The 26,646-nt window shown below is 61.7% G+C and carries 20 protein-coding genes and 1 riboswitch; of the genes, 5 read left to right on the forward strand and 15 right to left on the reverse strand.

Annotated features, from left to right (window positions below; genetic code table 11):
- Positions 1-55 precede the first annotated feature (55 nt).
- A complete protein-coding gene (lptD, locus tag WA302_RS20905) occupies positions 56-2,416 on the reverse strand; it encodes an LPS assembly protein LptD (protein ID WP_336064718.1) in 2,361 nt (786 codons plus the stop codon).
- A gap of 228 nt (positions 2,417-2,644) precedes the next feature.
- Here lptD and djlA point away from each other — a divergent pair, with 228 nt between their 5' ends.
- Positions 2,645-3,466: a co-chaperone DjlA gene (gene djlA / locus WA302_RS20910; protein WP_025301546.1), complete on the forward strand. Its 822-nt coding sequence runs from the start codon at positions 2,645-2,647 to the stop codon at positions 3,464-3,466.
- A gap of 45 nt (positions 3,467-3,511) precedes the next feature.
- Here djlA and rluA read toward each other — a convergent pair whose 3' ends face one another.
- The 3 genes from rluA to WA302_RS20925 all read right to left on the reverse strand — a co-directional run bounded on the left by rluA (position 3,512) and on the right by WA302_RS20925 (position 9,740).
- Positions 3,512-4,162, reverse strand: coding sequence for a bifunctional tRNA pseudouridine(32) synthase/23S rRNA pseudouridine(746) synthase RluA (rluA, locus tag WA302_RS20915; protein WP_043135978.1), 651 nt, complete (start codon positions 4,160-4,162; stop codon positions 3,512-3,514).
- 57 nt (positions 4,163-4,219) lie between these two features.
- The gene (gene rapA / locus WA302_RS20920; protein WP_049205418.1) at positions 4,220-7,126 is read right to left on the reverse strand and encodes an RNA polymerase-associated protein RapA; all 2,907 of its coding nucleotides are present in this window, start codon (positions 7,124-7,126) and stop codon (positions 4,220-4,222) included.
- A gap of 247 nt (positions 7,127-7,373) precedes the next feature.
- The gene (locus tag WA302_RS20925; RefSeq protein WP_213928216.1) at positions 7,374-9,740 is read right to left on the reverse strand and encodes a DNA polymerase II; all 2,367 of its coding nucleotides are present in this window, start codon (positions 9,738-9,740) and stop codon (positions 7,374-7,376) included.
- Positions 9,741-9,955: 215 nt separating this feature from the next.
- Here WA302_RS20925 and WA302_RS20930 point away from each other — a divergent pair, with 215 nt between their 5' ends.
- A complete protein-coding gene (locus WA302_RS20930) occupies positions 9,956-10,726 on the forward strand; it encodes a DedA family protein (RefSeq protein ID WP_046898113.1) in 771 nt (256 codons plus the stop codon).
- Between the two features lie 27 nt (positions 10,727-10,753).
- Here WA302_RS20930 and ilvN read toward each other — a convergent pair whose 3' ends face one another.
- The 7 genes from ilvN to sgrR all read right to left on the reverse strand — a co-directional run bounded on the left by ilvN (position 10,754) and on the right by sgrR (position 18,195).
- Positions 10,754-11,047: an acetolactate synthase small subunit gene (gene ilvN / locus WA302_RS20935; RefSeq protein WP_033641839.1), complete on the reverse strand. Its 294-nt coding sequence runs from the start codon at positions 11,045-11,047 to the stop codon at positions 10,754-10,756.
- A gap of 3 nt (positions 11,048-11,050) precedes the next feature.
- Positions 11,051-12,745: an acetolactate synthase large subunit gene (gene ilvB / locus WA302_RS20940; RefSeq protein ID WP_042783677.1), complete on the reverse strand. Its 1,695-nt coding sequence runs from the start codon at positions 12,743-12,745 to the stop codon at positions 11,051-11,053.
- Between the two features lie 111 nt (positions 12,746-12,856).
- Positions 12,857-12,970 carry an ilvB operon leader peptide IvbL gene (gene ivbL, locus WA302_RS20945; protein WP_154747116.1) on the reverse strand — a complete coding sequence of 38 codons (114 nt, stop codon included), beginning with the start codon at positions 12,968-12,970 and terminating at the stop codon, positions 12,857-12,859.
- Positions 12,971-13,058: 88 nt separating this feature from the next.
- Entirely contained in the window at positions 13,059-13,763 is a 705-nt protein-coding gene (gene thiQ, locus WA302_RS20950) for a thiamine ABC transporter ATP-binding protein ThiQ (RefSeq protein WP_025301552.1), read from the reverse strand.
- The gene (gene thiP, locus WA302_RS20955; protein ID WP_089180558.1) at positions 13,750-15,357 is read right to left on the reverse strand and encodes a thiamine/thiamine pyrophosphate ABC transporter permease ThiP; all 1,608 of its coding nucleotides are present in this window, start codon (positions 15,355-15,357) and stop codon (positions 13,750-13,752) included. The genes thiQ and thiP overlap by 14 nt, the downstream gene beginning before the upstream one ends.
- A complete protein-coding gene (thiB, locus tag WA302_RS20960) occupies positions 15,333-16,319 on the reverse strand; it encodes a thiamine ABC transporter substrate binding subunit (RefSeq protein ID WP_089180559.1) in 987 nt (328 codons plus the stop codon). Before thiB ends, thiP begins: the two co-directional genes overlap by 25 nt.
- 57 nt (positions 16,320-16,376) lie before the next feature.
- Positions 16,377-16,496: riboswitch (TPP riboswitch) on the reverse strand.
- A gap of 37 nt (positions 16,497-16,533) precedes the next feature.
- Entirely contained in the window at positions 16,534-18,195 is a 1,662-nt protein-coding gene (gene sgrR, locus WA302_RS20965) for an HTH-type transcriptional regulator SgrR (protein ID WP_336064719.1), read from the reverse strand.
- A gap of 90 nt (positions 18,196-18,285) precedes the next feature.
- Here sgrR and sgrT point away from each other — a divergent pair, with 90 nt between their 5' ends.
- The 3 genes from sgrT to WA302_RS20980 all read left to right on the forward strand — a co-directional run bounded on the left by sgrT (position 18,286) and on the right by WA302_RS20980 (position 21,427).
- Positions 18,286-18,459 (forward strand): glucose uptake inhibitor SgrT, encoded by a 174-nt coding sequence (sgrT, locus tag WA302_RS20970; RefSeq protein WP_071826098.1) that lies wholly within the window; start codon positions 18,286-18,288, stop codon positions 18,457-18,459.
- A 154-nt stretch (positions 18,460-18,613) separates the two neighbouring features.
- On the forward strand, positions 18,614-19,810 hold the full coding sequence (locus tag WA302_RS20975) for a sugar efflux transporter (RefSeq protein WP_060448169.1): 1,197 nt from the start codon (positions 18,614-18,616) through the stop codon (positions 19,808-19,810).
- A gap of 144 nt (positions 19,811-19,954) precedes the next feature.
- Entirely contained in the window at positions 19,955-21,427 is a 1,473-nt protein-coding gene (locus WA302_RS20980) for a DASS family sodium-coupled anion symporter (protein ID WP_025301557.1), read from the forward strand.
- A 37-nt stretch (positions 21,428-21,464) separates the two neighbouring features.
- Here WA302_RS20980 and leuD read toward each other — a convergent pair whose 3' ends face one another.
- The 4 genes from leuD to leuA are packed head-to-tail and all read right to left on the reverse strand — an operon-like array spanning position 21,465 to position 26,147.
- On the reverse strand, positions 21,465-22,067 hold the full coding sequence (gene leuD / locus WA302_RS20985) for a 3-isopropylmalate dehydratase small subunit (RefSeq protein ID WP_004932829.1): 603 nt from the start codon (positions 22,065-22,067) through the stop codon (positions 21,465-21,467).
- A 9-nt stretch (positions 22,068-22,076) separates the two neighbouring features.
- Positions 22,077-23,477, reverse strand: coding sequence for a 3-isopropylmalate dehydratase large subunit (gene leuC / locus WA302_RS20990; RefSeq protein ID WP_025301558.1), 1,401 nt, complete (start codon positions 23,475-23,477; stop codon positions 22,077-22,079).
- A 1-nt stretch (position 23,478) separates the two neighbouring features.
- Positions 23,479-24,570, reverse strand: coding sequence for a 3-isopropylmalate dehydrogenase (gene leuB, locus WA302_RS20995; RefSeq protein WP_025159635.1), 1,092 nt, complete (start codon positions 24,568-24,570; stop codon positions 23,479-23,481).
- A 2-nt stretch (positions 24,571-24,572) separates the two neighbouring features.
- The gene (leuA, locus tag WA302_RS21000; protein ID WP_004932820.1) at positions 24,573-26,147 is read right to left on the reverse strand and encodes a 2-isopropylmalate synthase; all 1,575 of its coding nucleotides are present in this window, start codon (positions 26,145-26,147) and stop codon (positions 24,573-24,575) included.
- Between the last annotated feature and the right edge of the window lie 499 nt (positions 26,148-26,646).

Here is a 26,646-nt window from a genome sequence, read left to right on the forward strand (position 1 = left end):
TTATGTAATCCGCAAATGCGGGTGAAAGTTCTCGTTTTCAAAGTGTTGCAAAGCGTCAGAATGCGCGCTGATACGGCAGAATGCCGGAGCGCAGCATTTCTGCGGAGCCGAGACTATGATCGCTGCTCAGGCCGCGCAGTTCGACGTTGAACGAAACTCTGTTGTCGTAAACGCTGGTATTGTTGCTGTTGTTCCAGTCGGTGATCTTGCGCTCATAGCCCAGCGTCACCGCCCAGCAGCAGGTGTTGTACTTCAGCCCCACCAACTGATCGGCGGATTGTTTGGCGCGGGTGTCGTAGTAGTACGCCCCGACCACCGCCCAACGATCGGCGATCGGCCAACTGCCGGTGATGCCCACCTGCGAGATGCCGTCCTGGAAGGCCGGAACCGTTTTGGTGTTCAACGCCGTCTGGATATATTCCGGCGTGGCGTAACGGTAGTTCAACTGCACCACGCGCTCGGCGTCCTGGCGGTATTCCACCACGCCGTTGCCCAGCGAGACGCTGTTCAGGCGGGTGTCGTACTGCAGGCCGCCGCGCAGGCCCCAACGATCGTCGATTTTCCAATAGGTATCGCCGGCCCAGGCTACGCTGCCGGTATCGTCGTTGTTGTCGTAACCGGTCATCTGGTCACCGGTACGCGAACGGCTGAAGTAGTAGATTTGACCCACGGAAGCGTTAAAACGTTCAACCAGGGCGTCATCATAAATGCGGGTGGTCAAACCGGTAGAGACGCGGTTCTGCGAAGCGATGCGATCCAGGCCGCTGTAGGTGCGATCGCGGAACAGGCCGGAGTAGTCGGTCTGCAGCAGCGTGGTGTCGTAGGTGTAGATGTTGCTCTGGTCGCGGTACGACACATACAGGTACTGCACGCGCGGCTCCAGCGTCTGGGTAGCGCCCTCGGCCCAGATCATCGGCCTCTCGAACACCAGCTTGCCGTCGACTTTGAACTGCGGCAGTACGCGGTTGACCGAATCATCGAGCTCCGGCGCGGCAGCGTTTTTGCGGCTCTGGTAGTTGGCAGCGAAACCGTCAGGAATATCCTGCTGGTAGTGGGTCGCCATCACCTTGGCTTCGGTGTTCAGGCTGGCCCAGCCGTTAGTGAGCGGCAGACTCAGCGTCGGCTCCATGTGCAGACGGGTGGCGTCAGGGCTATATGGGTTGACGCTGGTGAACTTGGCCGCCTGGCCGTAAATATGGAAGTCGAACGGGCCGATGTCGTTCTTGTAGTAGTTCAGGTCCAGCTGCGGCTGAACTTTATACGAGTCCGACTGTGAACGATCGGTGTCGTCGTAGATCTGGAACTGCTTGGAGCTCAGCGTGGCGTTCCAGTTTTCGTTGGCGTAGCCGAGGCTGAATTTCTGCGTGGCGTAGCCGTCGGTGGTGGAACCGTATTTGGAGTCCAGATCGGTGAAGTATTTGGAATCGCTGACCTTGGTGTAGTCGACGTTGAAGCGCCATACCTGATCCATGACGCCGTTATGGTTCCAGTAGAACAGCCAGCGTTTGTTGTCGTCATGATCTTTGCCGTATTCCTTGTCGTCCGGCAGCCAGTCGAACTCCATCAGGCCGAGGCCCGGCTGCACCAGATAACGGAACTCGGTCTGCCACTGCAGGCCGCGCTTGGACATATAGTGCGGCGTGATGGTGGCGTCGTAGTTCGGCGCGATGTTCCAATAGTACGGCAACATGAACTCGAAGCCATTGTTGCTGCCGTACTTGGCGTTTGGGATCAGGAAGCCGGAACGGCGCTTGTCGCCGACCGGCAATTGCAGGTACGGGCTGTAGAACACCGGCACGCCGCCGATGCGGAAGCGGGCGTTCCAGATTTCCGCCACCTGCTCTTCGCGATCGTGGATCACTTCGGAACCGACCACGCTCCAGCTGTCGTCGCCCGGCAGGCAGGAGGTAAAGGTGCCGTTTTCCAGGATGGTGTAACGGTTGGCGCCGCGCATTTTCATCTTGTCGGCGTCGCCGCGACCCTGACGGCCTACCATCTGGTAGTCGCCTTCATAGACGTCGGTATCTTTGGTATTCAGGTTCGACCAGGCCTTCGGGCCTTTCAGTTTGATCTGATTGTCGCTGTAGTGCACGTCGCCGGTAGCGGTGACGGTGCGCACCGGATCCGTCTGGCCGGGGTTTTCCGTCTGGTTCAGCTCAACTTCTTTGGCGGTCAGGGTGCTGTTACCCTGCTCGATATGCACGTTGCCGCTGAACAGGGCGCTTTTCGGGTAGTCGGCGCGCGAGTCATCGGCATTGATGGTCACCGGCTGGCTGTTCGGATCGCCGCTGACCAAAGGCTTGTCGTAAACGGGAACGCCAAGCATGCATTGCTCGGCCAGATCAGCCAGCGCATGCTGACTGTAGAGTGCCGTCCAAATCATCGTGGCCAGCAGTGTTGGGAAACTTTTTTTCATACGCGGTTTTGGTGTTCCGTCATCAGAGGCGTCGTGTCCGGCAAACGGTCAGAGACTATATTACTCATCTGCGTTGCGCTAGTGCTAAATCCAGCCGTTTACTTGCGTCGTCGTTAGGCGCAAAGATAAATGACAGGTATGATAATCCAAATTCTAGGAAAAATCGCCTGCGCCCTTTCCTGAAACGGAGGAGAGCGGGCGGCTTTCGGCATGATAATTGAGGAGTATATGCAGTATTGGGGAAAACTGCTCGGCGTCATCGTCGCCATCTGGTCTGGCGCGGGATTCTGGGGTGTAGTTCTGGGGCTGATTATCGGTCATATGATCGATACGGCGCGCAGCAACAAGCGCAGTCGGGGGTTTTTCACCGACCAGCAAACGCGGCAAACGCTGTTTTTCCGCACCACTTTTCAGGTGATGGGCCACCTGACCAAATCCAAAGGACGCGTCACCGAGGCGGATATTCAGATCGCCAGCCTGTTTATGGATCGCCTTCAGCTGCACGGCGAAGCGCGCACCGCGGCGCAGCAGGCGTTCCGCGAGGGCAAACAGAGCCAGTTCCCGCTGCGTGAGACGCTGCAGCAGTTCCGCAGTATCTGTTTCGGCCGCTTCGATCTGATTCGGATGTTTCTGGAAATTCAGATACAGGCGGCGTTCGCCGACGGCTCGCTGCACCCGAACGAACGTCAGGTGCTGTATGTCATCGCCGAAGAGCTGGGCATTTCGCGCGCGCAGTTCGATCAGTTCCTCAGCATGATGGAGGGCGGGCGTCAGTTCGGCGGCGGTCAGCAGGGCGGGTATTCGCAGGGCGGCTATCAGCAGGCTCAGCGCGGCCCGACGCTCGACGATGCGTGCAAGGTGCTTGGCGTGCGCAGCAGCGACGATGCCGCCACCATCAAACGCGCCTACCGCAAGCTGATGAGCGAACACCATCCGGATAAGCTGGTGGCGAAAGGCTTGCCGCCGGAGATGATGGAAATGGCCAAGCAGAAAGCGCAGGAGATCCAGGCGGCGTACGACCTGATCAAACGCGAGAAAGGTTTTAAATAAGCGATGAAAGCGGGCCCGGCATGCCGGGCCCGTTTAACATGGGGTTCAGAAATCCGGCTCGGCGCGAAAGTGCATCGGCGTCTGGAAGGCGGGGTGGGTGATGCGCAACTCCTGCGCGTGCAGCTGCAGCCGCGGCGCCATCGCTTTGGCTTCCGGCGGGGCGTAGAAACCGTCGCCGAGGATCGGGTGTCCCAGCGCCAGCATGTGCACCCGCAGCTGGTGCGAGCGGCCGGTGATCGGCGTCAGCTTCACGCGGGTGCTGCCGTCGGCGTCGCGCGACAGCACCCGATATTCCGTCTGCGCCGCTTTGCCGGTGTCGAAACACACTTTTTGCAGCGGCCGGTTCGGCCAGTCGCAGATCAGCGGCAAATCCACTAACCCTTCATCATGCGCCATATGTCCCCAAACGCGGGCGATATAGGATTTCTTCGGTTCGCGTTCGCGAAATTGACGCTTCAGCTCACGCTCGGCGGCCTTGTTGAGCGCCACCACGATCACCCCGCTGGTGGCCATATCCAGCCGGTGCACTGATTCGGCGGCCGGATGATCGGCCTGAATGCGGGTCATCAGGCTGTCTTTGTTTTCCGGGGCGCGGCCGGGTACCGACAGCAAGCCGCTGGGCTTGTTGACCACCATGATGTGTTCATCCTGATACAGGATGTGCAGCGGGTCCTGCGGGGGATTGTAGGGTTCCATCTTGGCTCCGCGAAAAGGGCCGAACGGGGAGACGGTGGCCTCCCCGCATCGCGCCGGTTATTGGTGGGTGACCACCACCAGTCGAATGGCGTCGAGACGCCAGCCGGCTTCATTGAGGTTGGCCAGCACCTGACGGCGGTTGAACTCCAGCGTCTCGACTTCGTCGTCGCGGATGTTCGGGTTGACCGCCTTCAGCGCTTCCAGACGCGCCAGCTCGGCGCTCAGCTTGTCGTCCGCCTCTTGCTTCGCCTGTTCGATAAGCTGGCGCGCCTGCGCTTCCACCAGGCTTTCCGCCTGCTGCAGCATGGCGTGCACGTCTTGTTGCACGGCATTGACCAGCTTGCTGGAGGTGTGGCGGTTGACCGCGTTCAACTGACGGTTGAAGCTTTCGAACTCGACCTGCGCCGCCAGGTTGGTGCCCTTGCGATCCATCAGCATGCGGATCGGCGTCGGTGGCAGGAAGCGGGTCAGCTGCAGGTGTTTCGGCGCCTGGGCCTCCACCACATAGACCAGTTCAACCAGCAGGGTGCCAACCGGCAGCGCTTTGTTTTTCAACAGGGACACCGCGCAGCTGCCGGTATCGCCGGACAGGATCAGATCCAGGCCATTGCGGATGATCGGGTGCTCCCAGCTGACGAACTGCGCGTCTTCGCGCGACAACGCCTGATCGCGGTCGAAGGTCACGGTGCAGCCGTCCTGCGGCAGGCCCGGGAAGTCCGGCACCAGCATATGGTCGGACGGCGTCAGCACGATCAGGCTGTCGCTGCGGTCTTCCTGATTGATGCCGACAATGTCGAACAGGTTGAGCGCGAAGCCTACCAGGTTGACGTCGTTATCCTGCTCGGCGATGGCGGCGGCCAGCGCCTGGGCTTTGTCGCCGCCGTTGGAGTGCATCTCCAGCAGGCGGTCGCGGCCCTGTTCCAGTTGCGCTTTCAACTGATCGTGCTGCTGGCGGCAGGCGTGGATGAATTCGTCGAAGCCTTCTTGTTCAGTCGGCGCGGCCAGATAGCCGATCAACTGCTCGTAGCAGCTGTCGTAGATGGTGCGGCCGGTTGGGCAGGTGTGTTCGAAGGCGTCCAGCCCCTCGTGGAACCAACGGCCCAGCACCGCCTGCGCGGTGTGCTCCAGGTAAGGCACCATGATCTGGATATCGTGCATTTGGCCGATACGGTCCAGACGGCCGATACGCTGTTCCAGCAGATCCGGGTTGAACGGCAGATCGAACATCACCAGCTGGCTGGCGAACTGGAAGTTGCGGCCTTCGGAGCCGATCTCGGAACACAGCAGCACCTGCGCGCCTTCCTCTTCGGAGGCGAAGTAGGCGGCGGCGCGGTCGCGCTCGATGATCGACAGCCCTTCGTGGAACACCGCGGCGCGGATCGCTTCACGTTCGCGCAGCACCTGCTCCAGCTGCAGCGCGGTGTCGGCTTTGGCGCAGATCACCAGCACTTTTTCGTTACGGTTGGCCAGCAGGTAGTCCAGCAACCATTCGACGCGCGGGTCGAAGTTCCACCAGGTGGCGTTTTCGCCTTCGAATTCCTGGTAGATCTGCTCCGGGTACAGCATATCGCGCGCGCGCGCTTCGACGGACTTCTTGGCGCCCATGATGCCGGAGACTTTGATCGCGGTCTGATACTGGGTCGGCAACGGCAGCTTGATCTGGTGCAGGTTGCGGTGCGGGAAGCCCTTCACGCCGTTACGGGTGTTGCGGAACAGCACGCGGCTGGTGCCGTGGCGATCCATCAGCATGGAAACCAGCTCCTGACGCGCCTGCTCGGCGTTGTCGCCTTCGCTGTTGGCCGCTTTGAGCAAAGGTTCGATGTCCTGTTCGTCGATCAGCTCGCCCAGCAGGTTCAGCTTGTCGTCGGCCAGGCGTTCACCGCTCAGCAGCAGGGTGACGGCGTCGGCCACCGGACGGTATTTCTGCTGTTCGGCGACGAACTCGCCGTAGTCGTGGAAACGGTTCGGATCGAGCAGGCGCAGGCGCGCAAAGTGGCTCTGTTGGCCCAGCTGCTCCGGGGTGGCGGTCAGCAGCAGCACGCCGGGGATATGCTCGGCCAGCTGTTCGATCACCTGATATTCGCGGCTCGGCGCTTCTTCACTCCAGGCCAGGTGGTGCGCTTCATCGACCACCAGCAGATCCCACTGGGCGTCCGCCAGCTCTTCCAGGCGCTGCTTGTTGCGGCGCACGAAGTCCAGCGAGCAGATCACCAGCTGTTCGGTCTCGAACGGGTTGCTGCTGTCGAGCTTAGCTTCGGCGTAGCGGCTGTCGTCGAACAGCGAGAAGTAGAGGTTGAAGCGGCGCATCATCTCCACCAGCCACTGGTGCTGCAGCGTTTCCGGCACCACGATCAGCACGCGTTCGGCGCGGCCCGCCAGCAGTTGCTGGTGGATGATCATGCCGGCTTCGATGGTTTTGCCGAGGCCGACTTCGTCCGCCAGCAGAACGCGCGGCGCATGGCGCTGGCCGACTTCATGAGCGATGTGCAGCTGGTGCGGGATCAGGCTGGCGCGCATGCCGCGCAGGCCGGCGAACGGCAGGCGATACTGCTCGCTCTGGTATTTGCGGGCGCGAAAACGCAGCGCGAAACGATCCATGCGGTCGATTTGGCCGGCGAACAGGCGATCCTGCGGCTTGCTGAAGGTCAGTTTGCTGTCCAGCAGCACTTCGCGCATCGCCACGCCGCTTTCCTGGGTGTCCAGGCGGGTGCCGATATAGGTCAACAGACCGTTTTCCTCTTTCACCTCTTCCACCTGCAGCTGCCATCCCTCGTGGCTGCTGACGGTATCGCCCGGGTTGAACATCACGCGGGTGATCGGCGAATCGTTTCTGGCATAGAGGCGGTTTTCACCGGTGGCGGGGAAAAGCAGGGTAATCATGCGCGCATCCAGCGCCACGACGGTGCCCAGTCCTAATTCGCTTTCCGTGTCGCTGATCCAGCGTTGACCAAGAGTAAAAGGCATATATTGTCGGCTCGATTCTTTGTAAGTAAGTCTTGTTACCGGGCGGGAAGGGCCGCGGCACCTGTACTGAACATCGGTTAATCCCGGTTTGTTTTAAATTTGACGGGCAATAGCCGTTCACGCCATGCAGACGTCGCGAGACGGCAGGGCTAAGCGTGGTTCAGTTTTGGGAAGGGCGCTATGGTAATGGAAGGCGGCGCGTTCGTCACCTGCAAAACCGGATGATTTTTCTTAACCTGGCGCAATCTCAAAACAGTCCCATCTGCCCGGTGACCAGCGTGGTGAAGTCGTCGTGCAAGAAAGGGAGTATAGCGTCTGCCACCGGTTGCAGCTGACGTTCGAGGTAGTGCTGATAATCGATGGGCGAATGGCGGGTTTCCAGCGGTTCCGGCCCGGCGACGGTCATCACGTAGCTGATCCAGCCGCCGTTCTGATACTGCAGCGGCCGCCCCTGACTGCGGTTGTAGTCGTCGGCGATGCGCGCGGCGCGGGCGTGCGGCGGCACGTTGCGCTGATAGTCGTCGAGCTTTCTGCGCAGCCGTTTGCGGTACACCAATTGATCGTCGAAGTCGCCGTTCAGGGTTTTGCCGACGTAGTCACGCACATAGTCCTGGTAGGGCTGTTGTTTGAAGATGCGCTGATAGAGCTGCTGCTGGAACTGCTGCGCCAGCGGCGTCCAGTCGGTGCGCACCGTTTCCAGGCCTTTGTACACCATCTCTTCCTGGCCGTCGGCGCGCGCGATCAGGCCGGCGTAGCGTTTCTTGCTGCCCTGCTCGGCGCCGCGAATGGTCGGCATCAGGAAGCGGGAATAGTGGGTTTCGAACTCCAGCTCCAGCGCGTTCTCCAGCCCGAACTGCTGCTGCAGATGCTGCTGCCACCAGGCGTTGACCCGTTGCACCAGCGCCCGGCCGATCTGCGCCGCCTGTTGCTCGTCATGCGGCTGTTTCAGCCAGACGAAGGTGGAGTCGGTGTCGCCGTAAATCACCTGATAGCCTTCGGCTTCGATCAGCTCGCGGGTTTGGCGCATGATCTCGTGGCCGCGCAGGGTGATCGACGACGCCAGCCGCGGATCGAAGAAGCGGCAGCCGCTCGATCCCAGCACGCCGTAAAGTGCGTTCATGATGATCTTCAGCGCCTGCGACAGGGGCTTGTTGTGCTGGCGTTTGGCGGCCTCGCGCCCTTGCCAGATCTGCTCGACGATCGCCGGCAGGCAGTGTTTGCTGCGCGAGAAGCGGGCGTTGCGAAAGCCGGGCACCGAGTCGGCGTCGCTGGGGTGGCGCATGCCTTCCACCAACCCGACCGGATCGATCAAGAAGGTGCGGATGATCGACGGGTACAGACTTTTATAGTCCAGCACCAGCACCGAGTCGTACAGGCCGGGCCGGGAATCCATCACAAAGCCGCCGGGGCTGTGTTCCTCCGGCTGTTCGCCGAGGTTGGGGGCGACAAAGCCCAGGCGATGCATGCGCGGCATATAGAGGTGGCTGAAGGCCGCCACCGATCCGCCGCTGCGATCGGCCGCCAGCCCGGTGACGGTGGCGCGCTCCAGCAGGAAGTTGAGCAGGTCGGCCTTGGCGAAAATCCGCGTCACCAGCTCGCAGTCTTTCAGGTTGTAGCGGGCCAGCGCCGGCTTGTCTTCGGCGAAGCGCCGGTCGATCTCCGCCATGCGCTGATAAGGGTTGTCGATCGCCTTGCCTTCGCCCAGCAGTTCCTGCGAAACGTATTCCAGGCTGAAGGAGGGAAAATTCCAGGTGGCGGATTTCAGCGCCTCGATGCCGTCGATGATCAGGCGGCCGGCGGCGGCGGCGAAAAAGTGATTCTGCTTGAAACCATGCTCGCGCCATTCCAGCAGGTTGCCGCCGCGCCCCAGCCGCAGCGGGATTTGGTAGCGCTCGGCGTGCTTTTGCAGCACCCGCAGATCGAACTGCACCAGGTTCCAGCCGATGATGGCGTCGGGATCGTGACGCTCCAGCCACGCGTTCAGTCGTTCCAGCAGTTGAGGGCGGCTGGCGCAATATTCCAGATCGAAATCCAGCGGCTCATCGCCGCCGTTGGCCGGCCCCAGCATGTAGACCTGCCGCTGGCCGCAGCCTTCCAGCGCGATGGAGTAAAGCTCGCCGTGGGCGGTGGTTTCGATATCCAGCGACACCAGTTTTAGCGTTGGGCGGTACTCCGGCGCCGGCTTCATTTGGCCGCTGAGCAACGGCCCATTGCCGTCGCCCAGGCCGTTGAACCATACCGGCGCGGTAATGAAGCGTTCCATCAGGTAGCGCTCGGGCGGGCGAATGTCGGCCTCGTAGACCGCAACGCCGCCTTCCCGCAGCAGTTTTTCCAGCTTGATGAGCTGACGGTGCTGGCGGCAGTACAGCCCCAGCATCGGGCGGTGATGAAAATCCGTCAGCGCCAGCGGTTTCAGTTCGACTTGCCGCTCTTCGCGCAGCAGCAGTTCCGCGCGCTGCCTTTGTTCGGCGGGGATAAATGCCACCGAGGTTTGCGGCGGCAGACGCAGCTGGCGCGGGCCCGCGTCGGTCGCCAGCCAAAATTCGACCTCGGTGCCGGCGGGCGTGTCGCGCCAGTGGCGAGTGAGCAGGAACCCCTGTTGCAGTGCTGTCATAACCCCTTCGTTTTCCGCCGGGCGGCGTGTGCGACGTTCAGCGTGATGTCGGTTTTGGCGCTAATATAGATAAATTACAGTATGGGTTTTTATACAGTCATTGTCCATTGCCGCGCGGCGTTGCCAAATACGCATACAATTCATCGATTGACTCGCCAGCGGCGGCGCTGGAAAATCCTCGGCCCCGTTTGGCCCGAATAATCCACAGAGGTGTAATGGAAGCCTATTTACAAGATTTGATCACCCAGTCACTGGCTTTCACTCTGATGGTCGTTCTGCTGGTCGCTTTTCTGGAGTCGTTGGCGCTGGTGGGGCTGCTGTTGCCCGGCACGGTGATGATGGCCAGCATCGGCGCGCTGATCGGCAGCGGCAAGGTGGATTTTTACTACGCCTGGGCGGCGGGCATCGTCGGCTGCCTGCTCGGCGATTGGATCTCCTATTTCGTCGGCCGCGCCTTTAAGGGGCCTTTGCATCGCTGGTCGTTTCTGAAGAAGAACAAAGCGCTGCTCGACAAAACCGAACATGCCTTGCACCAGCACAGCATGGCGACCATTTTGATCGGTCGCTTCGTTGGCCCGACGCGCCCGCTGGTGCCGATGGTGGCCGGCATGCTCGATTTGCCGCCGTACAAGTTCGCGCTGCCGAACATCATCGGTTGCCTGACCTGGCCGCCGGTCTATTTCTTCCCCGGCATTCTGGCGGGGGTGGCGATCGATATCCCCGCCGACGCCAACAGCGCGACGTTCAAGTGGCTGTTGCTCGCGGCGGCGCTGCTGGTCTGGCTGGCGGTGTGGCTAAGCTGGCGCTGGTGGCGCGAGGGCAAGCGCAGCGCCGATCGGCTGAGCCGTTGGCTGACACCGCTGCGGCTGCGCGTGGTGTGCGGATTGAGTTGGCTGGCGGCGTTGGCGGTCGGCTATTTGCTGAGCCAACAGCCGCTGATGCCGGTGTACCGGCACCTGCTGTGGAAAGTGCTGTCCGGGCAATGATTGCGGGGGCATTAGCCCCCGTTCGCCTTACTGGAAGAACGCTTCCAGCTGTTCAAATACCCGCACGTCTTCGCTGTGGCGCTTCACCCGCAGCACGTCTTCCAGCTTTTCCACCTGGCTTATCATTTGTTCCAGCCGCTGATCGTCGGCGACCAATAGCCAAATGCGGCTCTGTTGGCCGTCTTTCAACGGCAGACACAGAATGCCTTCGACGTTGAACGCGCGGCGGGCGAACAGCCCGCAAACGTGCGACATCACGCCGGGATGGTTGCGCACCGCCAGCTCCAGGATCACCTGTGGTTTATCTTGTGGTTGCAGCATGGCTTATTCTCCAATCATGTCGATGTTGGCGGCGCCCGGCGGCACCATCGGGAACACTTTTTCGTTGATATCGATCAGCGCGTGGATCAGGCAGGGACCCGGGCGCTGGATCGCCTCAGCCAGCGCCGCCTGAGGATCTTCCGCGGCGTTCAGATCGCAGGTATCCAGCCCGAATCCGGCAGCGATTTTCAGGAAGTCGGTACGCTTAGGATAGGCGGCGGCGAAGATGCGCTGTTGGTAGAACAGGGTTTGCTGCTGGTGCACCAGCCCCAGCGCCTGGTTGTTCATCAAAATGATTTTCACGTCCAGATCGTGCTCGACCGCGGTGGCCATTTCCTGAATGTTCATCATCAGGCTGCCGTCGCCGGAGAAGCACAGCACTTTACGTTCGGGCTCCGCCAACGCCGCGCCGATCGCCGCCGGCAGACCGAAGCCCATGGTGCCCAGGCCGCCCGACGTCAGCCACTGGCGCGGCCGGCTCAGCGGATAGGCCTGCGCTACCCACATCTGATGCTGACCCACGTCGGTGGTGATGATGGCGCTGTCGTCCACGCAGCGCGCGGCGGCCAGCACCAGGCCGTAATGGCTCAGCGGATCGTCGGCGTTCGGCATGTTGAACGGGAATTCGCGCTTCAGATCGTTGACGGTGTTCAGCCACGCGCTGCGCGGTTGCGTGTCGATCTGCGGCAGCAGCTGTTGCAGCACCTGGCCGACGTCGGCATGGATCGCCACGTTGGCCTGTTTGACCTTGCCCAGCTCGGCGCGGTCGATATCCACATGAATGATGGCGGCGTTAGGGCAGAACTGCTCGGTTTTGCCGATTGCCCGATCGTCGAAGCGCGCGCCCAGCACGATCAGCAGATCGGCCTCCTGCAGAATGAAGTTGGTGCTGCGCGCGGCGTGCATGCCCAGCATGCCCAGTGACAGCGGGTGTTCCACCGGCATCGCGCCCAGCGCCATCAGCGTCATGGTGGTGGGCAGACCGGCGCGCTCGGCCAGCTCCAGCGCCTGCCGGTGAGCGTCGGCGCAGATGATGCCGCCGCCCAGGTAGAGGATGGGGCGTTTCGCCTGATTGATCATCGCGGCGGCCTGCGAAACCAGCGCCGGATCGAAGCTCGGGGCGGCGTCCGGCACGGCGATCGGCGGCAGCTCTTCCAGGGTGATGGTGGCGGTTTGCACGTCTTTCGGCACATCGATCCAGACCGGGCCGGGACGGCCGGACTCGGCGATGCGGAACGCGTCGCCAATCACCTGCGGCAGCTCGCGGATATCGCGCACCAGATGGTTGTGCTTGGTGATCGGGATGGAAATGCCGTAGGTGTCCACTTCCTGGAAGGCGTCGGTGCCGATCATCGAGGAAGGCACCTGCCCGGTGATGCACACCAGCGGAATGGAGTCGAGCTTGGCGTCGGCGATGGCGGTGACCAGGTTGGTGGCGCCCGGCCCGCTGGAGGCGATGCACACCGCCGCCTTGCCGTTGGCGCGCGCCATGCCTTGCGCCATAAAGCCCGCGCCCTGTTCGTGGCGCGCCAGCACGTGGTGAATGCGGGTGCTTTGGCTCAGCGCGTCATACAGCGGCAGCGCCGCACCGCCGGGGATGCCGGCGACGGTGGTGATGCCCTGACGCTCCAGCAAATGAACGATCAATTGTGCGCCGGTGAAGCGGGTACTCGGTTGAGGCGTGCCCGAAGTTGCCATGTTCCTGTCCTTTCTCAAGGCCGGTGAGCTTTGCTGGGCAGGGTGCTAAAACAAGAAACCCCGCCCGGTTTGCGCCGGCGGGGTTTGGGAATCGATGCGTTGATTCGGACCCTACGGCGCATTGCCGACGACCACCACCACACGCACGACGACCACCGCGGCTGGTAGCGCGGTAACTAGTAGGGTCGAAGTCAGCGAGGATGCGATCACAGGGAACCTTATCATCAGTAAAAAAAGTCAGGTTTTTATAAAAACACAGGCGCAAAATTCGCACAACAGGTTTATTGGCGCAGCATAAAAAACGCGCGTCAGATCACGCTTTACCCGAAATGCCCAGCACGCGCGCTTCCGGTGCGCTGCCGTCCAGCAGGGCCTGCGTCGGGCCGTCGTAGTAGATGCGGCCGTCGACCACCAGCAGCGTGCGCGGTGCGATGCGTGCGGCGTCGTCGAGATTGTGCGACACCATCAGCAGCGTCAGATTACGCTGTTCGCACACCGTCTGCAGCAGCTGCAACATCTCGTTGCGCAGCGCCGGATCGAGCGCCGAGAAGGGCTCGTCGAGCAGCAGGATCGGCCGTTGGCGAATCAAACAGCGCGCCAGCGCGGCGCGCTGACGCTGGCCGCCGGAAAGCTGCGACGGCAGGCGCTCCAGGTGTTCCTCCAGGCCGACCTGACGGGCGATATGTGCCCGCTGTTGGCGCTGCTGTTCAGTCAGGCGCAGGCCGGGATCCAATCCCAGCCCGATGTTCTGCGCCACCGTCAGGTGCGCGAACAGGTTGTTCTCCTGAAACAGCATCGACACCGGCCGTTTGGCCGGCGGCGTGGCGGTATGATCTTCGCCGTTCAGCAGCAGCCGGCCGCTGGCCGCCGGCAGAAAACCGGCGATCAGGCTCAGCAGGGTGCTTTTACCGGCGCCGCTGGGGCCGAGCACCGCGACGCGCTCGCCCGGCTGGATGCGCAGATCAAAGCGCATCGGCAGGTGTTCATACAGGTAGGTCAGTTTTTCAAGCGTCAGCATGGCGCCCCGGTAAGCGTTCGATCAGGGTAAACAGCAGGAAGCACAGCAGCAGCAGCAGCAGCGCGGTCACCGCCCCGTCGTTGCTGCGGTAGGCGCCAATCTGCTGATACAGGTAAAAAGGCAGGGTACGGAAATGCTCATTGCCAAACAAGGCGACCACGCCGAAATCGCCGATCGACAGCACGCAGGCGAAGGCCAGCGCCTGCGCCAGCGGGCGGCGCAGCGCGCGCAGTTCGATCAGCCGCAGCCGCTGCCAGCCGCGGATATCCAGCGACAGGCACAGCGGGTTGTAACGTTCGGCGAGGTCGCGCATCGGGTTCTCCAACACCTTCAGCGCATAGGGCACCGCCATCAGCGCATTGGTGAGGATCACCAGCGCATAGGGCGACTGCGGCAGCCCGATCGTATCGCTCAGCAGCAGGAAGAAGCCAGTGGCCAGCACGATGCCCGGCATCGCTAGGATCACCATGCCGCTCAGCTCCAGCGCCTGGCCGCCGCGCAGTTGCTGTCGCAGCTTCAGCTCGCGGCTGCTCCACAGCAGCATCATCGTGAGCGCCACGCACAATAGCCCGGCGCCGAGGGCGATGCGCAGCGACGTGAACAGCGCCTGCCACAGCACCGGCTGGCGCAGCACGCTGACGACGGCCTGATTGGCGCCGTCGGCAATCACCGCCAGCAGGGGCGGCAGCAGCAGCAGCAGCGCGGCGGCGATCAGCAGAAAATCGCTGATGCGCCGCCACCGGCTGTCTTCCGGGTTGCGCCAGCGCTGGGCGTGGGTATGGCCCACCGGCAGCACCTGGCTCAGGCGCTGGCTGATCAACACCAGCCCCAGACAACAGCTTAACTGGATCAGCGCCAGCATGGCGGCGCGGCCCAGATCGTAGTCGTAACTCAGCGCCTGGTAGATCGCCAGTTCGATGGTGGTGGCCTGCGGTCCACCGCCCAGCGACAGCACGGTGGCGAAGCTGGCGAAACACAGCATGAAGATCAACGCGCCGCTCGGCAGGATCTGGCGGCGCAGCGCCGGCCATTCGACGAAGCGGAACTGCTGCCAGCCGCTCATACCCAGTTGGGCGGCCAGTTGGCGCTGCTCCACCGGAATGTTCTCCAGCGCCTGCAGCAACAGGCGGGCGGCCAGTGGCAGGTTAAAGAACAGGTGTGCCAGCAGAATGCCCTGCAGCCCGTAGGGCGAGAAGCCATATTCGACGCCCAGCCAGCCGCACAGCGTCGCCAGCCAGCCCTGGCGCCCATAGACGCTGAGCAGGCCGAACACCGCCACCAGCACCGGCAGCACCAGCGTCATGGCGCACAGCCGCAGCAACAGCTGCCGGCCGGGGAAACGGCGGCGATAGAGCGCGCGCGCCAGCAGAACGGCGGGCAGCACCGAAATCAGCGCTGACAGCAGCGCCTGCCAGAAGGTGAAGCGCACCACGTGCCACAGGTAGCTGTCCTGCCACAGGCCGCGCCAGTCGCTGTCCGGCGCATGGCGCCACAGCGAGCCCATCGCCAGTGCGGCGACCAGCAGGATCACGCCGGCGGCCAGCAGCCCCGGCCAGAGCCAGCGGGGGATCAGCGGCTGACGGCGGTTTGCCATGCCCGGATCCAACCGCCGCGTTGTGTGGCCACCTCTTCGGCGCTGTATTGCAGCGCGGTCTGCGGCACGTTCATCTGCTCAAAGCCGACGGGCAGCGGGGTGTTGATCACCGGATACATCCAGTTGCCGGTCGGGATGGTGTTCTGGAACGCCGGCGTCACCATGAACCGCATGAAACGCTCGGCCAGCTCAGGCTGTTTGGCGGCCTTCAGCTTGCCCGCCACTTCCACCTGCAAGTAGTGGCCTTCGCTGAACGTGGCGGCGGCGTAAAGGTCTTTTTTCTCTGCGATCAGGTGATAGGCGGGAGAAGTGGTGTAGCTGAGCACCAGATCGCCTTCGCCTTTTAGGAACAGGCCGTAGGCCTCGCTCCAACCTTTGGTGACAGTGACGGTCTTCTTCGCCAACTGCTGCCAGGCGGCCGGCGCCTTGTCGCCATACACTTTTTGCATCCACAGCAGCAGGCCGAGGCCCGGCGTGCTGGTGCGCGGATCTTCGTAAATCACCTTCCAGTCGCGATCGCTGCTGATCAGCTCCTGCAGGCTTTTCGGTGGATTCTTCAGTTTTTCTTTGTTGTAGACGAAGGCGAAGTACCCGTAGTCGTAAGGCACGAAGGTCGTATCCTGCCAGCCGCCCGGCACCGTCAGTTTGGCGGTGTCGACGCCGCTCGGCGCGAACAGGCCGGTTTGCTGCGCCGCCTGCAACAGGTTGTTGTCCAGCCCCAGCACCACGTCGGCGGCGCTGTTCTTGCCTTCCATGCGCAGGCGGTTGAGCAGTGAGACGCCGTCTTCCAGCGCCACGAACTTCAGCTCACAGTCGCACTCGGCTTCGAAGGCTTTTTTTACCGCCGGGCCAGGGCCCCAGTCGGCGGCAAAGGAATCGTAGGTGTAAACCGTCAGCGTCGGCTTGGCGAACACCGGCGCGGCGCATAGCAGCAATAAGCAGGGCAGATATTTTTTGACCACGTTGCACTCCTGAAAAATAAGGGGGCAAGGGTATCTGAGGGGGCGAGGCGGCGTCGCCGGTTCGCTGGGCTCAAATCCCTCCGCCGGTATTGACCGGATCAGGTTCGACGGGTGTGCTCTCAGCGGAAAATCGGGCTTATGCACACGGCCCGACTCACCGCACCCCGTTGAGACGGCGCTATTGTAAAGATTAACCGACCCGGGCGAAAGGCGCTTATGCCTCCGGCGGGGCAAACCAGGCTGACTTGAAGTCGAACCAGCCGAGGGTGTTCATTCGCACGCCGCGCATGCTGCGCTGGCCGTGCAGCTGCAGCCAGTGGTGGAACAGCGGATGTAGCTGGTGGTTGCTGACTAGCCGCTGGCAAAACTCCGCCAGCGGCAAGCGGTTGGCGCGCCATAACTCCGCGTCCTGCGCCAGATCCTCGTTCATGCAGTGCTGCATCAGCGGCAGTTCGTACAGCGTGGCGAACAGCGAAAACTCCAGCGGCAGATAGAAGTTGGCGCTGCCGAGCCACAGATCGCTGCGCGCGTCGCCCTGGTGCCAGGTGGCGTAATCCACGCTTTGTACGATCAGGCGGATGCCGTGCTGCGCCAACAGCGGTTCGATCGCCTGGCGAATGGCGTGAAACTCCGAATGCTCATTGAAGTGGGTCATCGTCAGTTCAGTCAGCCCCGCCGGTTTGGGTTGCTGCGCCAGCGTGCGGTTGTGGTGCCAGCGCGGCAGCAGGCCGTATGCCGGCGACCAATAGCGCTGGTAGAGCGGCCCGGCGTGGCTCAGCAATGAAATGGGGTTGATCAATTCGCACAGCCAGCTGCGAATGGCGGGGTCGGCGGCCAGCGGGGAACGCTGATCGAACAGCAAGAAATAACAGCCCTCTTCCAGTCGGCTTTCCAGTTCGTTTTTGCCGGTTTCATCGCCCTGCAGCTGCACGCCGGAGTGCACCAGCTCTTCGGAGAACTCCGGCAGCACCCAGATGTTCACCTCGTCGATCAGCGCCCGGTAGCCGAAATAGTCGTCGAAGGCGTGGATCTTCATCTGGCTGGGAAGATTGCGCACCACGCGGTAGGGGCCGGTGCCGACCGGATGGCGGGCAAAGTCCGGCAGTTCGCGCCATTCGCGCGGCAGGATCATGGCCTGCACGCTGCCCAGCAGCCAGGGTAGCCAGTGGTCGGGGCTGCGCAGATGCACGTCGATAACGAACGGCGTCGGCGAGGTGACGCTTTCGATATGTGAGAACAGCGGTTGCGAGGTCAGACGCGAGAGGGAAGTGATGACGTCTGCCATCTCCAGCTCGCGGCCGTGATGAAAATGGATCGCCGGGCGCAGGTAAAACCGCCAGTGCAAGGGCGTCAGCGCCTGCCAATGGTGGGACAGATCGGACTCCAGTTCCCCGTTTTCCTCATTTATGCGCGTCAGGCCGTTGAAGATCTGGCGCGCCAAATGGGTTTCCGAACGCCGCAGCGCCGAGCCGGGCAGCAGGTTGTACAACTGCCGGTAGTAGAGCACCCGCAGGATGTGTTTACCCTGGCGGAAGCTGCGCCCCAGCTGCGACAGCAGCATTTGGCGCACCACGTTTTTGTCGCCCACCAGCTGCACCAACTGATCGATGCGGTCCTGCTCCAACAGCTCCTCGGCCCGCTGTTGCTGCAGCGCCAGGCCGGTGTAGTGGAAGGTTAACCGTGAACGCTTGCCGCGCCCCGACTCCGCCTGCCAGGTGAGCCAGCCTTCCCGCTGCATGGCGCTCAGCAGGGAGCGCACGTGGCGCCGCGAGCAGCTGAGCACCTCCGCCAGATCCTGCAGGGTGGTGTCGGTGGTTTCACCGTGGCAGCGCTGCCACAGGCGGATGAACTGGTGCTGCAATCTGGACGTGGACATAAAAGAGGAACGCTCCCGCCTCAACTCGTCAATTTTTCTTTCCCTATATTACGCCGATAATTTTCATCAATGAAAGGGGAGGGCGTAATCATGAAAGCTTTCTTATCCAAACAGTTCTATCAGCGCTATTTCAGCGCGGTGCGCCGTCAACGCGCCGACTGGCTGAGCGTGGTGCCCGAACAGGCGCGGCTGGCGATGCTGGCACACCTGACGCAATGGGACATCAAAGAGATGACCGATAAGCAATATCGCGAGCACCTGTAGGGGCTGCGGCAACAAGTTTCTGAGTAATGGTGCTGTTTCACCAGCCAGTGGGGCAACCCACTGGTTTTTTTATGCATGGACATGGCGATGCGCTTGCATTTTTCTTGCCGTGGCCTAAGGTTCTTTCTTCTGCTTTGAGGTCAGGGAAGACGATATGCAACGCCTGAGCCGGTTGTCACTGCGCATTAACCCCATCTTTGCCGCATTCCTACTGATCGCTTTTCTCTCCGGCATCGCCGGCGCATTGCTGACGCCGACGCTCAGCCTGTTTCTGACCACCGAAGTTAAGGTGCGGCCGCTGTGGGTCGGGCTGTTTTACACCGCCAACGCGGTGGCCGGCATCGTCGTCAGCTTCCTGCTGGCCAAACGTTCCGACACCCGCGGCGATCGCCGCAGGCTGATCCTGCTGTGCTGCCTGATGGCGGTCGGTAACTGCCTGTTGTTCGCCTTTAACCGCGACTACCTGACGCTGATCACCGCCGGGGTGCTGATGTCCGCCGTTGCCAACACCGCCATGCCGCAGATCTTCGCGCTGGCGCGGGAATATGCCGATAGCGAGGCGCGTGAAGTGGTGATGTTCAGCTCGGTGATGCGCGCCCAGCTTTCGCTGGCGTGGGTGATCGGCCCGCCGCTGTCGTTTGCGTTGGCGCTGAACTACGGATTCACCGTGATGTTCCTGATTGCCGCCGTCACCTTCGCGGTTTGCGTGCTGCTGGTGGGGTTTATGCTGCCTTCGGTGCCGCGCGCGGCGGAAAATGAGGGGCTGCAGGGTGGGGTGTCTGCGCCGATCGCGCCCGCCAGTGCCTGGCGCAATCGCGACGTGCGGCTGCTGTTCATCGCCTCAATGCTGATGTGGACCTGCAACACCTTGTATATCATCGATATGCCGCTGTATATCACCGCCGATCTCGGCCTGCCGGAAGGGTTGGCCGGGGTGTTGATGGGTACCGCCGCCGGGCTGGAGATCCCGGCGATGCTGCTGGCCGGTTACTACGTCAAACGTTTCGGCAAGCGCAACATGATGCTGCTGGCGGTGGTGGCAGGCGTGCTGTTTTACCTCGGGCTGACGGTACTGGAGAGCAAGCCGGCCCTGATCGCGCTGCAGCTGCTCAACGCGGTGTTTATCGGTATCGTCGCCGGTATCGGCATGCTCTATTTTCAGGATTTGATGCCGGGCCGACCGGGCGCCGCCACCACGCTGTTCACCAACAGTATCTCGACCGGGGTGATCCTGGCCGGGGTGCTGCAGGGCGCACTGGTGGAGAACCTCGGTCATGGCTCGGTGTATTGGATGGCGGCGCTGTTGGCGCTGGCGGCGCTCGGGATGAGCGCCAAAGTGCGTGAAGTGTGAGGTTAAACGACGGCATTCTTGATGCAAGTCATTGAGAAGGCTGAAGCGGACGCCCAAGCTGAAGGCATATGGAGCGCGATCGTTGCGCCCACGCCCGTCTCGCTATTGAGATGCCGCCTTGTTGTTTAGAACAGTGGGAACGTTATGGATAAACTCACACCGCTCAAACCGCTTCCTTCCCTGTGCGCCCTCGCCGCCACGCTGATTATCTGGTTCCTCATTCCCGTACCGGAGGGCGTTGCGCCCAACGCCTGGCAGCTGCTGGCGCTGTTTATCGGCACCATCATCGCCATTATCGGCAAAGCGATGCCGATTGGCGCGGTCTCAGTGATCGCCATCGCCCTGGTGGCGGTGACCGGCGTCACCAATCCCGGCAAGCCGGGCGCCGCGCTGGACGATGCACTCAGCGGTTTTTCCAACCAGCTGATCTGGCTGATCGGCTTTTCGATCATGATCTCCCTCAGCCTGAACAAAACCGGGCTGGGCGCGCGCATCGGCTACTATTTTATTTCGCTGTTCGGCAAAAAAACGCTGGGCATCGCCTATGCGCTGACGCTGGCGGAAACCACGCTGGCGCCGGTGACGCCGAGCAACACCGCGCGCGGCGGCGGCATCATTCACCCGATCATGAAATCGATCGCCGACAGTTTCGGTTCAAAACCGGAGCTCAATACCTCCGGCAAGATCGGCCGCTACCTGTCGCTGGTGAACTACAACATCAACCCGGTCACCTCGGCGATGTTTATCACCGCCACTGCGCCTAACCCATTGATCGTCAGCCTGATCGCCAAAGGCACCCATGGCAGCTTCGAGCTGTCCTGGTCGATGTGGGCGATTGCCGCCCTGGTCCCGGGGCTGTGTTCGCTGCTCGTGATGCCGCTGGTCATCTACCTGTTGTATCCGCCGGAGGTGAAAAGCACCCCGGACGCGCCGCGCTTCGCGCGCGAAAAACTGCAGGCGTTGGGGCCGGTGACGCTGCCGGAAAAAATTACCCTCGGGGTGTTCGCGCTGTTGCTGATACTGTGGGCCGGCATTCCGGCGATGATCTTCGGCCCGGCGCTGGCGGTCAATCCCACCACCGCGGCGCTGATCGGCTTGGCGGTGCTGCTGGCCACCGGCGTGCTGAGCTGGGAGGATGTGCTGAAGCATAAAGGGGCCTGGGACACCGTGGTGTGGTTCTCGGCGCTGGTGATGATGGCCAGTTTCCTCGGCAAGCTGGGGCTGATCGGCTGGCTGTCGCAGACCGTGGGCAACGGCATTGACCATATGGGTATGAGCTGGGTGGGCGGTACGATCTTGCTGACTCTCATCTACTTGTATTCGCACTATTTCTTCGCCAGCACCACCGCGCACGTGACGGCGATGTTCGCCGCCTTCTTCGCCGCCGGCATCGCGCTTGGCGCGCCACCGGCGCTGCTGGGCCTGATCCTGGCGTTTTCTTCTTCGCTGATGATGTCGCTGACGCATTACGGCACCGGCACCGCGCCGATCATCTTTGGCTCCGGCTATGTGACGCTGGGAGAATGGTGGAAAGCGGGATGGGTGATGAGTGTGGTTAACCTGCTGATCTGGATGCTGATCGGCGGGGCGTGGTGGAAGCTGCTGGGCTACTGGTGAGGAAAAAATTCACCCGCCGGGCGGCGGGTGAAGGGGATTAATTCAGAAACGCCGGCTGCTGCGCTTCGTAGCGGGAGATGTCCGCTTCGTGCTGCAGCGTCAGGCCGATGCTGTCCAGCCCGTTGATCATGCAGTGGCGGCGGAAGCTGTCGATTTCGAACGGATAGCTTTTGCCGCCGGCGTTGACCGTCTGGTTCTCCAGATCCACCACGAACTCCGTCCCTTCGTTGGCGTCTACCAGTTTGAACAGTTCATCCACCTGCTGCTCGCTCAGCGTTACCGGCAACAGCTGGTTGTTAAATGAGTTGCCGTAGAAGATATCGGCGAAGCTCGGCGCGATCACCACTTTGAACCCGTAGTCGGTCAGCGCCCAAGGGGCGTGTTCGCGCGAGGAGCCGCAGCCGAAGTTCTCCCGCGCCAACAGGATGCTGGCGCCTTTATAGCGCGGTTTGTTCAGCACGAACGCCGGGTTCGGTTGCTGGCCGGCATCGTCGAGGAAGCGCCAGTCGTTGAACAGATGCTGGCCGAAACCGGTGCGGGTGACCTTCTGTAAGAACTGCTTGGGAATAATGGCGTCGGTGTCGACGTTGGCCGCATCCAAAGGCACCACTAAGCCGGTATGTTGAGTAAATTTAGCCACGTTAGCCCCTTAGTGAATATCACGGATGTCGGCGAAGTGACCGGCGACGGCGGCCGCGGCGGCCATCGCCGGGCTGACCAGGTGGGTGCGCCCACCGCGGCCCTGACGCCCTTCAAAATTACGGTTGCTGGTGGATGCGCAGCGCTCGCCCGGATTCAGACGGTCGTTGTTCATCGCCAGACACATTGAGCAACCCGGCAAACGCCATTCGAAACCGGCTTCGATAAAGATTTTGTCCAACCCTTCGGCTTCCGCCTGGGCCTTCACCGGGCCGGATCCCGGCACCACGATGGCCTGCACGCCGCTGGCGACCTTGCGCCCTTTGGCGATCGCCGCCGCCGCGCGCAGATCTTCGATGCGGGAGTTGGTGCAGGAGCCGATGAACACTTTGTCGATCGGCACGTCGGTCAATTTGATGCCCGGCTTCAAATCCATGTAGGCCAGCGCTTTCTCGGCGGAGGCGCGCTCGACCGGATCGTTGAACGATTCCGGCGCCGGGATCGCCTGATTGACGGCGATCACCTGGCCGGGGTTGGTGCCCCAGGTGACCTGCGGCGCGATCTCTTCGGCGCGCAGCGTCACCACGGTATCGAACTGGGCGTCGGCGTCGGACTTCAACGTGCGCCAGTAAGCGACCGCCTGCTCCCAGTTTTCGCCGGTTGGCGCGAACTGGCGCCCCTTCAGGTAGGCGAAGGTGGTGTCGTCCGGCGCCACTAAGCCGGCTTTGGCGCCCATTTCGATCGCCATGTTGCACAGGGTCATGCGGCCTTCCATGCTCAACGCTTCGATCGCCTTGCCGCAGAACTCCACCACGTGGCCGGTGCCGCCGGCGCTGCCGGTTTTGCCGATCACCGCCAGCACGATGTCTTTGGCGGTGATGCCCTCGGCGGCGTCGCCGGTGACTTCAATCTTCATGGTTTTGGCCCGGCCCTGCTTCAGAGTCTGGGTCGCCAGCACGTGTTCCACTTCGGAGGTGCCGATGCCGAACGCCAGCGAGCCGAAAGCGCCGTGGGTGGCGGTGTGCGAGTCGCCGCAGACGATGGTCATGCCCGGCAGCGTCATGCCTTGCTCAGGCCCGATCACGTGCACGATGCCCTGGAAGGGGTGATTCAGGTCATACAACGAAACACCGAATTCCGCGCAGTTCTTGATCAACTCCTGCATCTGGATACGTGCCATCTCGCCGCTGGCGTTGATGTCTTTGGTCTGGGTCGACACGTTGTGATCCATGGTGGCGAAGGTTTTGCCGGGCTGGCGTACCTTGCGGCCCATGGCGCGCAGGCCGTCGAACGCCTGCGGCGAGGTGACTTCGTGCACCAGGTGACGGTCGATATACAGCAACGGCGTTTCGTTCGGCGCTTCGTACACCACGTGGGCGTCGTACAGCTTCTGATATAAGGTCTTGGCCATGTTATGCCCCCTGAGCTACAAAGCGAGCGATGATGTCGCCCATTTCATCGGTGCTGACGGCTTTGCCGTCACCGGCCAGATCGGCGGTGCGGTAGCCCTGTTCCAACGCCTGGTTGATGGCGCGCTCCACGGCGTCGGCCGCTTCATCGGCGCCCAGGCTGTAACGCAGCAGCAGGGTGGCGGACAGGATCTGCGCAATTGGGTTGGCGATGCCTTTGCCTGCAATATCCGGCGCGGAACCGCCCGCCGGTTCGTACAGGCCGAAGCCTTGCTCGTTCAGGCTGGCGGATGGCAACATGCCCATCGAGCCGGTGATCATCGCGCATTCGTCGGACAGGATGTCGCCGAACAGGTTGGAGCACAGCAGCACGTCGAATTGGGACGGATCCTTGATCAGCTGCATGGTGGCGTTGTCGATATACATGTGCGACAGCGACACGTCCGGGTAATCCTTGGCAACCTGATTGACCACTTCACGCCACAGGATGGAGCTTTGCAGTACGTTGGCCTTGTCGATCGACGTCACCTTGTGGCGGCGCTTGCGGGCGGATTCGAAGGCGATGCGTGCGATGCGTTCAATCTCGAAACGGTGATACACCTCGGTATCGAAAGCGCGCTCCTGCATGCCCTGGCCTTCGCGGCCCTTCGGTTGGCCAAAGTAGATGCCACCGGTCAGTTCGCGCACGCACAGAATGTCGAAGCCGCGGGCGGCGATGTCGGCGCGCAGCGGGCAGAATGCCTCCAGCCCTTGATACAGGCGGGCCGGGCGCAGGTTGCTGAACAGTTTGAAGTGCTTGCGCAGCGGCAACAGCGCGCCGCGTTCCGGCTGCTCGGCCGGCGGCAGGTGTTCCCATTTCGGGCCGCCCACCGAGCCGAACAGGATGGCGTCGGCCTGCTCGCAGCCGGCGACGGTCGCCGCCGGCAACGGGCTGCCGTGGCGATCGATGGCGATGCCGCCGACGTCGTACTCGGCGGTGGTGATGCGAATATCAAAGCGTTGACGCACCGCGTCCAATACTTTGCGCGCCTGAGCCATTACTTCCGGGCCGATGCCGTCTCCGGGCAAGACGGCAATGTGATAAGTCTTCGTCATGTTCACACCGTTTCCTGATTATTTTGATGTTTGTTTTGCTGCAGGCGCTGCTTTTCTTTTTCTACCTGCTGTGAGCGCCAAATATTGTTCAACACGTGCACCATTGCCTTGGCAGAGGATTCGACGATGTCGGTCGCCAGGCCTACGCCGTGGAAGCGGCGGCCGTTGTAAGAGACGACGATATCCACCTGGCCCAGCGCGTCGCGGCCATGGCCCTTGGCGGTCAACTGGTACTTCACCAGTTCGATCGGGTAATCGGTGATGCGATTGATCGCCTGATAGACCGCATCGACCGGGCCGTTGCCGGTGGCGGCTTCGGCTTTCTCTTCGCCGCCGCAGATCAGTTTCACCGAGGCGGTGGCCATGATGCTGCTGCCGGACTGCACGCTGAAGTAGCCCAGGCTGAAGTGCTCCGGCTCTTCCTGCTGTTTATTGATGAAGGCCAGCGCCTCCAGGTCATAGTCGAACACCTGGCCTTTTTTGTCGGCCAGCTTCAGGAAGGCGGCATACAGGGTATCCAGGTTGTAGTCCTGCTCCTGGTAGCCCATCTCTTCCATGCGGTGTTTCACCGCCGCGCGGCCGGAGCGGGAGGTCAGGTTCAACTGCACGTCCTTCAGGCCGATCGACTGCGGGGTCATGATTTCGTAGTTTTCGCGGTTCTTCAGCACGCCGTCCTGGTGAATGCCGGAGGAGTGGGCGAAGGCGTTGGAGCCGACGATCGCCTTGTTGGCCGGAATCGGCATGTTGCACAGCTGGCTGACGATCTGGCTGGTGCGGAAGATTTCCTGATGATTGATGTTGGTGTGCACGTTCATGATGTCCTGGCGCACTTTAATCGCCATGATCACCTCTTCCAGTGAACAGTTGCCGGCGCGCTCACCGATGCCGTTCAGGGTGCCTTCCACCTGACGGGCGCCGGCCTGGACCGCGGCAATGGAGTTGCCGACCGCCATGCCCAAATCGTCGTGGCAGTGTACGGAAATGATGGCTTTGTCGATGTTCGGCACGCGGTCATACAAGGTGGTGATGATGCCGCCGAACTGGTTCGGCGTGGTGTAGCCGACGGTGTCCGGAATATTGATGGTGGTGGCGCCGGCGTTGATGGCGGCTTCGACCACGCGGCACAGATTGTCGATCGGCGTGCGGCCGGCGTCTTCACAGGAGAACTCTACGTCGTCGGTGTAGTTGCGGGCGCGTTTGACCGAGCGCACCGCCATCTCCAACACTTCGTCGAACGAGCGCTTCAGCTTCGATTCGATATGCAGGGTGGAGGTGGCCAGGAACACGTGGATGCGGAACGCTTCAGCGACGCGCAGCGCTTCGGCGGCCACGTCGATGTCTTTGTCCACGCAGCGGGCCAGGCCGCAGACGCGACTGTTCTTGATCTGGCGCGCGATGGTTTGCACCGATTCGAAGTCGCCCGGCGAAGAGACCGGGAAGCCGACTTCCATCACGTCAACGCCCATTCTTTCCAGCGCCAGCGCAATCTGAATCTTCTCTTTTACGCTCAGGCTGGCCTGCAATGCCTGTTCGCCGTCACGCAGCGTGGTATCGAAAATAATGACTTGTTGGCTCATCGGTGCATTCCTTATCGTGTTGATTTCACGCTAAGCGGGCAAAAAAAAACCCGCGCAGTAGCGCGGGTTTCTTATGGGTGATCGGCTGAGTCAGCTCCGAACTTCATCCACAGGCATACCGCGCAAACAAGATGCGTTGAGTAGTAGGCCTAGTAGACGGTGGGTACGGATCATAAGGGTTCAGCTTCTCTTAAATTGGGTGTCTGCCTAATTTGATACGTGATTGGCCTGGCGATGTCAACACCTGATTGAATGCGGGGACAATGCACCGGCTAAGTGGCCAAACAGAGGAACATTCGGTAAAAATGCGGTGCTCTAGAGAAAAAGTGGGGCGCAGTTTGCGCGTTGCTTAGCATAAACGAATCGAATAGAGACTGCGCTAATTGCTTCTGGATTTTGTTGGGTTAAGATTTGTGATGAAAATTAAGAGAGATTAATCACGGGAGGCAACAAAATAACATTTTTAATTCAAATGATTGAAATTGGATTCATATGATTA

It is taken from the genome of Serratia sp. 201 (assembly GCF_037027545.1).
Lineage (GTDB): Bacteria > Pseudomonadota > Gammaproteobacteria > Enterobacterales > Enterobacteriaceae > Serratia > Serratia bockelmannii.

Excerpts from the sequence above, each read along its gene's own strand:
- WA302_RS20980 (WP_025301557.1), top strand. The coding sequence starts at position 19,955 with ATGGATAAACTCACACCGCTCAAACCGCTTCCTTCCCTGTGCGCCCTC.
- leuC (WP_025301558.1), bottom strand. The coding sequence starts at position 23,477 with ATGGCCAAGACCTTATATCAGAAGCTGTACGACGCCCACGTGGTGTAC.
- ilvB (WP_042783677.1), bottom strand. The coding sequence starts at position 12,745 with ATGGCAACTTCGGGCACGCCTCAACCGAGTACCCGCTTCACCGGCGCA.
- thiP (WP_089180558.1), bottom strand. The coding sequence starts at position 15,357 with ATGGCAAACCGCCGTCAGCCGCTGATCCCCCGCTGGCTCTGGCCGGGG.
- ilvN (WP_033641839.1), bottom strand. The coding sequence starts at position 11,047 with ATGCTGCAACCACAAGATAAACCACAGGTGATCCTGGAGCTGGCGGTG.
- WA302_RS20930 (WP_046898113.1), top strand. The coding sequence starts at position 9,956 with ATGGAAGCCTATTTACAAGATTTGATCACCCAGTCACTGGCTTTCACT.
- rluA (WP_043135978.1), bottom strand. The coding sequence starts at position 4,162 with ATGGAACCCTACAATCCCCCGCAGGACCCGCTGCACATCCTGTATCAG.
- leuB (WP_025159635.1), bottom strand. The coding sequence starts at position 24,570 with ATGACGAAGACTTATCACATTGCCGTCTTGCCCGGAGACGGCATCGGC.
- sgrT (WP_071826098.1), top strand. The coding sequence starts at position 18,286 with ATGAAAGCTTTCTTATCCAAACAGTTCTATCAGCGCTATTTCAGCGCG.
- lptD (WP_336064718.1), bottom strand. The coding sequence starts at position 2,416 with ATGAAAAAAAGTTTCCCAACACTGCTGGCCACGATGATTTGGACGGCA.
- djlA (WP_025301546.1), top strand. The coding sequence starts at position 2,645 with ATGCAGTATTGGGGAAAACTGCTCGGCGTCATCGTCGCCATCTGGTCT.
- rapA (WP_049205418.1), bottom strand. The coding sequence starts at position 7,126 with ATGCCTTTTACTCTTGGTCAACGCTGGATCAGCGACACGGAAAGCGAA.
- thiQ (WP_025301552.1), bottom strand. The coding sequence starts at position 13,763 with ATGCTGACGCTTGAAAAACTGACCTACCTGTATGAACACCTGCCGATG.
- WA302_RS20925 (WP_213928216.1), bottom strand. The coding sequence starts at position 9,740 with ATGACAGCACTGCAACAGGGGTTCCTGCTCACTCGCCACTGGCGCGAC.
- leuA (WP_004932820.1), bottom strand. The coding sequence starts at position 26,147 with ATGAGCCAACAAGTCATTATTTTCGATACCACGCTGCGTGACGGCGAA.
- sgrR (WP_336064719.1), bottom strand. The coding sequence starts at position 18,195 with ATGTCCACGTCCAGATTGCAGCACCAGTTCATCCGCCTGTGGCAGCGC.
- ivbL (WP_154747116.1), bottom strand. The coding sequence starts at position 12,970 with ATGATAAGGTTCCCTGTGATCGCATCCTCGCTGACTTCGACCCTACTA.
- WA302_RS20975 (WP_060448169.1), top strand. The coding sequence starts at position 18,614 with ATGCAACGCCTGAGCCGGTTGTCACTGCGCATTAACCCCATCTTTGCC.